8 protein-coding genes are annotated in these 8,753 nt (G+C 70.6%); all 8 read right to left on the reverse strand.

The window, feature by feature from the left end:
- On the reverse strand, positions 1 to 740 hold a 740-nt coding region (locus LE548_RS44600), incomplete at its 3' end, for an alpha/beta fold hydrolase (protein ID WP_225102758.1).
- 12 nt (positions 741 to 752) lie between these two features.
- The gene (locus LE548_RS44605) at positions 753 to 2,009 is read right to left on the reverse strand and encodes an acyltransferase (protein ID WP_225102759.1); all 1,257 of its coding nucleotides are present in this window, start codon (positions 2,007 to 2,009) and stop codon (positions 753 to 755) included.
- Positions 2,010 to 2,102: 93 nt separating this feature from the next.
- Positions 2,103 to 3,365 carry a VCBS repeat-containing protein gene (locus tag LE548_RS44610; RefSeq protein WP_225102760.1) on the reverse strand — a complete coding sequence of 421 codons (1,263 nt, stop codon included), beginning with the start codon at positions 3,363 to 3,365 and terminating at the stop codon, positions 2,103 to 2,105.
- 20 nt (positions 3,366 to 3,385) lie between these two features.
- A complete protein-coding gene (locus LE548_RS44615; protein ID WP_225102761.1) occupies positions 3,386 to 4,093 on the reverse strand; it encodes a hypothetical protein in 708 nt (235 codons plus the stop codon).
- Positions 4,094 to 4,115: 22 nt separating this feature from the next.
- Positions 4,116 to 5,330: a non-hydrolyzing UDP-N-acetylglucosamine 2-epimerase gene (gene wecB, locus LE548_RS44620; protein ID WP_225102762.1), complete on the reverse strand. Its 1,215-nt coding sequence runs from the start codon at positions 5,328 to 5,330 to the stop codon at positions 4,116 to 4,118.
- A 194-nt stretch (positions 5,331 to 5,524) separates the two neighbouring features.
- A complete protein-coding gene (locus tag LE548_RS44625; RefSeq protein ID WP_225102763.1) occupies positions 5,525 to 7,219 on the reverse strand; it encodes a BBE domain-containing protein in 1,695 nt (564 codons plus the stop codon).
- Complete coding sequence (locus tag LE548_RS44630; RefSeq protein ID WP_225102764.1) at positions 7,216 to 7,824, reverse strand: sigma-70 family RNA polymerase sigma factor; 609 nt, start codon at positions 7,822 to 7,824, stop codon at positions 7,216 to 7,218. The genes LE548_RS44625 and LE548_RS44630 overlap by 4 nt, the downstream gene beginning before the upstream one ends.
- Positions 7,825 to 7,826: 2 nt before the next feature.
- Positions 7,827 to 8,612 (reverse strand): SDR family NAD(P)-dependent oxidoreductase, encoded by a 786-nt coding sequence (locus LE548_RS44635; RefSeq protein WP_225102765.1) that lies wholly within the window; start codon positions 8,610 to 8,612, stop codon positions 7,827 to 7,829.
- Positions 8,613 to 8,753: the final 141 nt, after the last annotated feature.

The following is an 8,753-nucleotide window of genomic DNA, read 5'->3' on the forward strand; positions in this document are numbered from 1 at the left end:
TTCTCCAGCAGGACGTTGTGCCCGCTGTCGAGTTCGGCGTAGCGGGATCCGGCGATGCCGGCGTGCAGTTCCCGGGCGTGGGCGACCGGGACGACCTGGTCCCGGCTCGCGCCGATCACGAGGGTCGGGGCGAGGATGCGCGGGAGGCGGTCGCGGATGTCGGCCACGAGGTCCAGGTCGAGCTGGCTGCGGACGCCGTCGGTGACCACGGGCGCGGCGGCGAGGGCGTGCAGCCGCTCCTCGCCCAGGGCCGCCAGGTAGTCGGGGGAGTGCGCCAGCAGCGTGATGTACCGCTGATAGGCCCACTCGTCGGTCTCGGCGAGGTGGCGCCACAGCCCCAGGGCCAGCGACTGGCGCGGGTCGTCGTTGCGGGCCCAGCCGACGATCAGGATCAGGCGCCGGACCAGATGGGGGTGGTCCGCGGCGAGCGCCGCCGCGACGACGGCTCCGAGGGAGGCCCCTGCGACGTCCACCGGCCCCTCGGACCGCTGCTCCACCACGGCGGCCATCTGACCGGCGAGGGTGTCGACGGTGAGGCGGCCGCCGGCCGGGAGCGGGGTGCGCCCGCTGCCGGCGTAGTCGGGCAGGATCAGGGTGCGGTGCTGGGCCAGATGGGGCTCCAGCAGGACGAAGTTGGACGCGGAGTCGCTGGTGGAACCGTGGACGAGCAGCAGTCCGGGTCCCGAGCCGGTGATCCGGTGGTCGACCTCGGTTCCCTCGGCGGTGGTGACGGCGGGCACAGTGCCCTCCTCTCAGGTGAGTTCCTTCTCGGTGGCCTTCTTGGTGGCCTTCTCTGCGGCCGGAGCGGACACGGCGCGCTGGGCCGGGACGATCACCGGCGCGGTGGCGGGGGCGGAGCGTCGGCTGCGGGCGAAGCGGCGCATGGCGGGCATCTCCACGAAGCGGTACAGCAGCCATCCGGCGAGCAGGGAGGCCGCGAAGAACAGCACAATGACGAGCAGGGCGACCGGGGTGCTGAAGGCCTCGCCGCCCAGCAGGGTCCGCAGGTAGAAGATGGTGACGCCCTGGACGAGGTAGAAGCCGAAGGAGACTTCGCCGAGCCAGACCATCGGGCGGCTGCTCAGCCAGGTGCTGCGGGAGCGGGCGTCGGTGTCGGCGACCGCCGCGATCAGCATGCCGATGGGCACGATCGTGGCCGTGACGAAGGTGTACTGGAAGGGCACCAGGTAGGTGGCGCCGTAGCCGGCGGCGACCAGGAGCAGCGAGACGGCGATGCCCAGCTGCCGGGGCCAGCGGCCGGCCAGCACGATCCGGGCGAGGAGCGCGCCGAGCACGAACTCGAAGAGCCGGCCCGGCGGGAAGAGGTAGCCGAACCAGAACTGCTGGTCGGAGATCGGGGTGATCGCCGACTTGGGGGTGTCGGGGACGAGGTAGGTCGACACGAGCTGGACGGCGACGGTCCCGGCGACCATGACGGCCGCCCAGGCCCACAGCGCGCCGCCGCGGAGCTTGCGGATCGGGACGATCAGCAGCGGGAACAGCAGATAGAAGAGCAGCTCGCTGCCGAGGGACCAACTGGGCGGATTGAGGCTGAGGTTGACCGATGCCTGCGGGAAGAACGTGTGGATCAGCAGCAGGTTCGGCAGCCACTGGGAGACGCCCGTGATGGCGGCTCCGGCGAACAGCACCACGACCGCGGCGGCGACGACGAGGTGGTTGGGGAAGATCTTGGTGATGCGGCGGCGCCAGAAGGCGGTGATGCGTTCACCGGGCCGGGAGGACCAGGCGAGGACGAAACCGGAGAGCACGAAGAAGAACGACACACCCATGTAGCCGGTGGAGACGAACGTCTTCTCGTACAGGTGGGCCAGTGTGCTGTCCACGAAGGGGTTGATCGGCTTGTTCGGCGGGATGGGGCTGTTGGAGAGCGAGGAGTGGAAGAAGAACACCAGGAGCGCGGCGAAGAACCTGAGCCCGGTGAGCGACGGCAGTTTCGGCGGCCTGGACTGGTGCCGGGAGTTCCCCGGCGGTACGACGGCGGAGGACATGACGGCGGCTTTCTGCTTCGGAGGGCGGCGCTGCCCCGGCCCGCCCGGTGACGGCGAGCCGGGGCAGCGTGTGCGGAGTGGGAGAGAGGCGGCCTACTCGGCGTCGCCGTGCGGCATCCGGTTCCGGTAGAGCATGATCTTGGCGTCCTTGGCCACGTAGTAGTTCTGCACGGAGTAGGCGATGGTCGCGAAGTCCAGGCGGCCGTCGCCGTTGAAGTCGCCGGTGGCGATCCGGGCGACGGACTCCTCGCCGACCCGCCACTTGGCCCAGACGCCGGCGGCCAGGTCGATGGCCTTGTAGTACATGACGCCCTGCCACGGCCACGGGCCGCGCAGTGCCACCAGGAACTCCTCCTCGCCGTCCCCGTCGAAGTCTGCGCAGACGATCTGGTGTCCGGGCCCCTCGCCGCTCTCGTTGGGGTCGCCGTAGACGTCCAGCAGGGTGCGTCCCCAGACCGGTGCGCCCTGCTCGTCGGTGCCCGTCTTGGTGTAGACGGCGACGGTGTTGCCGTGGAAGGGCTCGATGGCCGCGACGTACGCCATCGGGTCGTCGCCGATGCGGCCGGCGTTGACGTCCCCGCTGCCGCGGAACCCGGTCTGCTCGAACTGGGTGACCTCGCCGGTGCCGATGAGCCGGCGCACCCACTGGCCCGTCGCCTCGTCGAAGTACAGCCAGGTGACGCCCTCGTCGGAGGCGAAGAGCAGCGAGTCGAGGTCCGAGCCCGGTATCAGCCCGGCCTTCTTCTCGGCTCCGTGGATCATGCGGAAGTGGCTGTCGTCGATGGTCTCCATCGGCCACTCGTCGGCGGTGTGGACGTCGTCGGGCTGGGTGAAGATCACGACGGGCAGCACCGCGTGGACGTCCGCCTGGGCGACGATCGGCACGCCGACGATCTGGAGCCGGTCGGTGCGGGTGAAGTGCCCGACGCGCAGCCGGTGCATACCGGTGGCCCGGCCGACGTAGTGCCGCTTCCAGCGGGACTCGTCCTTGTCCGGACTGCCCGGGTTCTCCAGCCAGTCGATCTTTCCGCCGGCCGGGTCGGGGTCGTGGATGGTGCCGATCGGGCCGTACAGCTCGTAGCAGACGACGATGTCCGGGTGGCCGTTGCCGCTGATGTCGGCGAAGTCGGCGCCCACCGGCATCCTGATGCCGTCGGCCACCAGACGGCGGGTCCACCGCTCGTCGTTCTGGTACCAGTAGATCTCGCCGAGGCGCAGGCCGTAGCCGAACAGGTCCGGCCGGCCGTCCTGGTCGATGTCCGGGGCCTCCAGCCAGTAGCCGTCGCGCAGTTGCTCGGCGACGACCTCGGCGCTGAAGGCCGGCGGGATCGGGGTGGTGAGGTGGTTCTCGGTCATGGCGGGTCCTCTCGGGTGGGTCAGCGGGCGGGGCGGTGGTACTCGACGGCGAGCCAGACGCAGTCGGTGTCCGCGCGGTACTGGTGCCAGGGGTAGCGGTAGCCGCCGTCCGGGGCGGTGACGCAGAACGGCTGCGGTGTGGTGTAGCCGGGTGCCATCGGGATGTCCTGGTAGAGGGTGCTGTGGTCGCGGGAGTGGAACTTCTGCATCCGGCCCACTCCCGTGATCTGGGTGTGGATCTCGATGAAGTCGTGTTCGTTGTGGATGGCGCAGTCCGTGCCGGCCGGCGCGTACCAGAGGTTGACCTTGATGTCGTAGGTCTCCTCCGGCCGCCGGTCGGGGCGCTCCCCGAGCAGGTGGGGCGCGTCCAGCCGGGCCGAACCCGCCGCCCCCTGGGGGCCCTTCCACAGCGGGGTGTCCCGCGGGAAGGCCGGCAGCAGGTCGCCCAGGAGGTGCCAGCCCGGTGCGCGGAGCACGTCCGCTGCGGTTGCGTCCGTGGCGGCTACGACGATGACGGACGGGGCGCTCACGATCGTCGTGCCGGTGAGGATCGTGGACGACAGGGCCGGGATCGTCACCGGCGGTGCGACGTCGAGGTGGACGGGCTCGGGGTGGGGGTTGATGACGACGGCGGGCCCGGGCACCCGGTAGTGGTCGACGTTCTCGACCAGTAGGGCCGGCATGTGCGGGGTGCCGAGGTCCAGGGGACGGACGGTGTTCTGGCTCATCGGGAGTCCTCGTCCTCGGTGCTCAGGAGGCCGGCTGGGGCTCGTGCGGCCGGTAGTCGGCGGTGCGGGCCAGCTCGGCGGCGAGCTGGTCGACGGGGGTCTCGGGGACGAACTGCTCCGGCCGGTCGCCGAGGCCGAGGAAGCAGGCGACGCTGTCGACCGTGCGCTGGGCGGCCCGGCCGTCCCCGTAGGGGTTGGCGGCACTGGCCATACGGTCGTAGGCGATCGGGTCGCGGAGCAGGTCCAGGGTGGCGGCGACGATGCCCTCGGTCGTCTTGCCCACCAGCTTGGCGGTGCCGGCCACGACGGCTTCGCTGCGCTCGGTGACGTCGCTGAGCACCAGGGTGGGCTTGCCGAGCGCCGGCCCCTCCTCCTGGGCGCCGCTGCTGTCGGAGACGATCAGGTCGGCCCGCTTGAGCAGCTTCATGAAGCTCAGGTACGGCAGCGGGTCGGTGACGGTGATGTCGGGGTGTCCCGCGACGACGGGCAGGATCGCCCGGCGCACCGCGGGATTGCGGTGCAGCGGGATCACCACGCGGGTGCCGGGCTCGTCGGCGATCCGGCGGAACGCGGCGGCGATGTCGGCGAGTTGGGGCCAGGCGTCGCGGCGGTGGGCGGAGGCGAGCACGACACGGCGGGGGTCGTCGTCGAGGTCCCGCAGGGCGGGATGGCCGTACTCGGTGGCGTGGTCGCCGGCCCAGCGCAGGGCGTCGATGACGGTGTTGCCCGTGACGACGATCGTCTCGTCGGGGATGCCCTCGCACAGCAGGTTGGTGCGGTTGGCCGGGGTCGGCGCCAGGTGGAGCGCGGAGACCTGGCCGACCAGGCGCCGGTTGCCCTCCTCGGGGAAGGGCGAGGACAGTTCGCCGCTGCGCAGGCCCGCCTCGACGTGGACGACCGGCACACCGTGGTGGAAGCCGGCGAGGGCGCCGGCGAGTGTGGTGGCCGTGTCGCCGTGCACGAGCAGGGCGTCGGCGCCGAGGCCGGGGAGCCGGTCCTCCAGGCCGTTCAGGATCCGGGCCGTCACCTGGGACAGCGTCTGCTGCGGAGCCATCACCTGCAGGTCGATGTCGGCCGCCAGACCGAAGGCGTCGAGGGTCTCGTCCAGCATCTGCCGGTGCTGCCCGGTCGAGATGACCACGGGGTCGAGGTCCGGATGCGCCTGCAGCGCCTTGATCACGGGGGCCATCTTGATGGCCTCCGGCCTCGTCCCTATGACCACGGAAACAGTTCGCATTTTCTTTCTCCCCGTCCAATCCATAGTCGCCGTCAATTCCCTTTTCCGGGAGGCGATGTGCTGACGGAAAGAGAGTCGCATTTCGGTATCACGGGGTCAACGCGAGCAATTTCCCAGTTGCACGCGAGCGCACAAAAAAACCGGCCCCGCTCCGCAGAGCAGGGCCGGCCGGGTCGGATCGGTCGGGCGTGGAATCAACTCCGGGCAGGAGTAATGGACATGGAGTGCCGGAACACATTGCTGGGGTCGTAACGGCGCTTCACCTGCTGCAACCGCGGATAGTTCCCCTTGTAGTACAGCGTGGTCCACGGGGTTCCGGACCGGTTGTAGCGCGGATCGGTCATGTCGCGGTCCGGATAGTTGATGTAGCAGCCGTCCGTCGCGTCATTGATTTCCGGTACGCCGTTGCTGGCCGCGAAGAATTCCCCGTAGAGGCCCCGGAGCCACCCCAGATAGAACTCGTCCTCGGCCGGGTCGCTCCAGAAGGTCTGGAAGCACATCTTGAAGACGGAGGCCCGCTGGGCGTTGGCGGTGGCGTCCTCCGGCACGGCGTTGACCTGGCCGCCGAACGAGAACAGCACCAGCATGGTGTCGGGATTGGTGAAGTCGGGGCGCGTCATGTATGTGTACAGCGCCGTCAGCTGTGCGTCGGTGAAGTTCCGGCGCATGTAGGCCGACTTGTGCCCGCCGCGCGAGGTGGGGTTGGTGATCGTCGGGTTGTCGGTGCCGACCAGCCTGGTTGCCTGCAGCCAGGGGAGCTCCCTGGGCCGGTGCAGTCCCGGCATGGCCGGCAGTTCGCCGTTGCCGCGGTCCAGTGAGCGCACGGTGACCCCGGTGCCACTGGTGATCGCCGCCATGTACGAGTCGAGCATGTCGCGTGCGCCGGGTACGGAGGCGTCGATCTGGGTGAACATCCCCAGGCTGCCGTGCGCCTTGGCGGACACGTTGAACAGGCTGCTGAGGTGCCGGTACGGGCTGTCCGGGGCGCTGTGCGTCTCGTGCCAGGCACCGAAGTTCTTCACCAGCCGCTTGAACGACTTCTCGTCGAGGCCGTCCCAGGGGATGTCGACGGCGCTGACCAGTACCGTCGCCGGCGCCTTCACCAGCTGGTCCGACGGCCGGCTGCCCCGGGCGTCGGGCGAGCGGAACCAGTACCGGGTGACCAGCCCGAAGTTGCCGCCGCCGCCTCCGGTGTGCGCCCACCACAGGTCCCGGTTCGGGTCGTCGGCCTCCCGGGCCGCGGTGACCGTACGGGTCCGGCCGGCCGCGTCGACGACCACCACCTCGACGGCGTACAGATGGTCGACGACGAGGCCGTGGGCCCGGGAGAGCAGGCCGTACCCGCCGCCGGCGATGTGTCCGCCGGCCCCGACGCTGTAGCAGATGCCGCCCGGCACCGTGACGCCCCACCCCTTGAACAGGGCCTCGTAGACGTTGAGCAGCCGTGCGCCGGGCTCGACGAAGAAGGCGCGCATCCGAGGGTCGTAGCCGACCTCGGTCATCTCCGAGAAGTCCAGGATCACCTCGACCTCCGGGTTGGAGGTGAAGTCGGCGAAGCAGTGACCGCCGCTGCGCACGGATATTCTCTTCCCCTCCTGCACCGCCTTCGCCAGGGCCCGCTCGGCGTCGGTCGAGGAGCGGATCATCTTCACGTAGTCCGGAGTGGCGACGAACCGCTGGTTGTTGCCCGTCATGAGGGTGGGATAGCGGGAGTCCCCGCGCGTCACCGTGCTGCCGATCTCGGCGCCGGCCGTTCCGGCCCCGGCCTCGGCGCCGGTCTTTCCGGTCGCCGCACGGGCGTTGGCGGCCAGCAGGCCGGTGGTCACGGCCGCGCCTCCGGCGACGGCGGCACCGCGGCCGAGGAGGCTGCGCCTGTCGATTCCGGTCATGTCATGGGCTCCTTCGCATGCGTGGGTGGGGTGGCGTTCGTATGGCGGGGGTCCATGTGGGGGATCAGCTCCCGCATACGGCGGCGTCCGCGGTGCACCCGCGAACCCACCGTGCCGGTGGCGACCCCGAGGATCTGTGCGATCTCCTGGTAGGAGAGACCCTCGATGTCCGCCAGGCGCAGCGCCGCCGCGTACTCCTGGGGGAGCGCCCGCAGCGCCCGGCCGATGTCGGGATGCGCGAGCTCTGCCAGGTACTGCTCCTCCGCCGACGCCAGCCGGCAGGACGCCGGATACTGCGCCGGGCGGGCGTGCAGGTCCTCGTCGAAGAGCTCCGCGGTGCGCGGCCGGGCCTGGCCGCGGCGGTGGTCGTTGATGAACGTGGTGATCAGGATCCGGTACAGCCAGGCACGGATGTTGGTGCCGAGCCGGTACTGGTGGAAGGAACGGAACGCCTTCAAGTAGGTCTCCTGCAGGAGGTCTTCGGCGTCGGCGGGCGAGCGGACCAGGCGCCTGGCCGCGGCGAGGAGGTCGGAGCGGTACGGCAGGGCCTCCGCCTCGAAGGCCTGCGCGCGCGTCGGGGGCGTCGCCGTCGGGGTGGCGGCCATGGTCAGATCTGCCGCAGGGCGCCGCCGTCGACGGCCCATTCCGCTCCCGTGATCTGGGAGGCGAGCGGCGACAGCAGGTAGGCGATGACGGTGGCGACGTCCTGCGGCGTTCCGATGCGCCCGCTCGGCAGCCGGCGTTCCTCGCGGACGAAGTGGTCGACCGCCTCGTCGGGTGTCATCCGCAGGCGCTGCGCCAGTTGCTCGGCGAAGCCCCCCGGAGCGTCGAACAGGGCGGTGCGGGTGGGTCCCGGGGAGACGATGTTGGACCGCACGCCCTGACCGCCGTACTCGGCGGCGAGGGACTTGGACAGCGACAGCAAGGTCGCCTTGGACGCGGCGTAGTCGACGATGGAGGGGTCCGGGTAGCGGGCCGCCTCGCTCGCCACATGGACCAGGCTGCCGTTTCCGCTGTCGATCAGGTGCGGGAGCGCGGCCCGGGTGACGCGGACCGCCGCGTGGATGTTCAGCTCGAAGGTCTCGTGCCAGTCGGCGTCGGTGACCGCCAGGAAGCTCGTGCGCGACCGCAGCGCTCCGGCGTTGTTGACCAGGCCGTCGAGGCGGCCGAAGAGGTCGAGGGTCCGGCGCACCGCCTCGTTCGCGGTGTGCGGTCGGGTGAGGTCGCCCTGGTGGGCGACGATGTCCGGGTCGGTGTCGTGCAGGGGCTCGGTGTTCCGGGCCACGCCCACCACCTGTGCCCCCTCCGCCGCGAGAACGCGGGCGGTGGCGAGGCCGATCCCGGAGGAGGCACCGGTGACGAGGTAGACCCGTCCCTTGAGCTGAAGGTCCATCGGTTGTCCTTGGCCGGGGGCGGGGAGGCCTGGAAGTCGCCTCCCCGCCCTGGTGGTCGTCGCCTACTTGGTGGTGGGGGTGCGCAGGAAGAGGGCGCTGGTGAGGGCGGTGATGAGGACGAGGGCGGTGTTGACGGCGAC

Origin of the sequence: Streptomyces sp. CoH27, from assembly GCF_020181035.1 — a bacterium.
Taxonomy (GTDB): domain Bacteria; phylum Actinomycetota; class Actinomycetes; order Streptomycetales; family Streptomycetaceae; genus Streptomyces; species Streptomyces camelliae.

Excerpts from the sequence above, each read along its gene's own strand:
- LE548_RS44605 (WP_225102759.1), bottom strand. The coding sequence starts at position 2,009 with ATGTCCTCCGCCGTCGTACCGCCGGGGAACTCCCGGCACCAGTCCAGG.
- LE548_RS44610 (WP_225102760.1), bottom strand. The coding sequence starts at position 3,365 with ATGACCGAGAACCACCTCACCACCCCGATCCCGCCGGCCTTCAGCGCC.
- LE548_RS44615 (WP_225102761.1), bottom strand. The coding sequence starts at position 4,093 with ATGAGCCAGAACACCGTCCGTCCCCTGGACCTCGGCACCCCGCACATG.
- wecB (WP_225102762.1), bottom strand. The coding sequence starts at position 5,330 with ATGCGAACTGTTTCCGTGGTCATAGGGACGAGGCCGGAGGCCATCAAG.
- LE548_RS44625 (WP_225102763.1), bottom strand. The coding sequence starts at position 7,219 with ATGACCGGAATCGACAGGCGCAGCCTCCTCGGCCGCGGTGCCGCCGTC.
- LE548_RS44630 (WP_225102764.1), bottom strand. The coding sequence starts at position 7,824 with ATGGCCGCCACCCCGACGGCGACGCCCCCGACGCGCGCGCAGGCCTTC.
- LE548_RS44635 (WP_225102765.1), bottom strand. The coding sequence starts at position 8,612 with ATGGACCTTCAGCTCAAGGGACGGGTCTACCTCGTCACCGGTGCCTCC.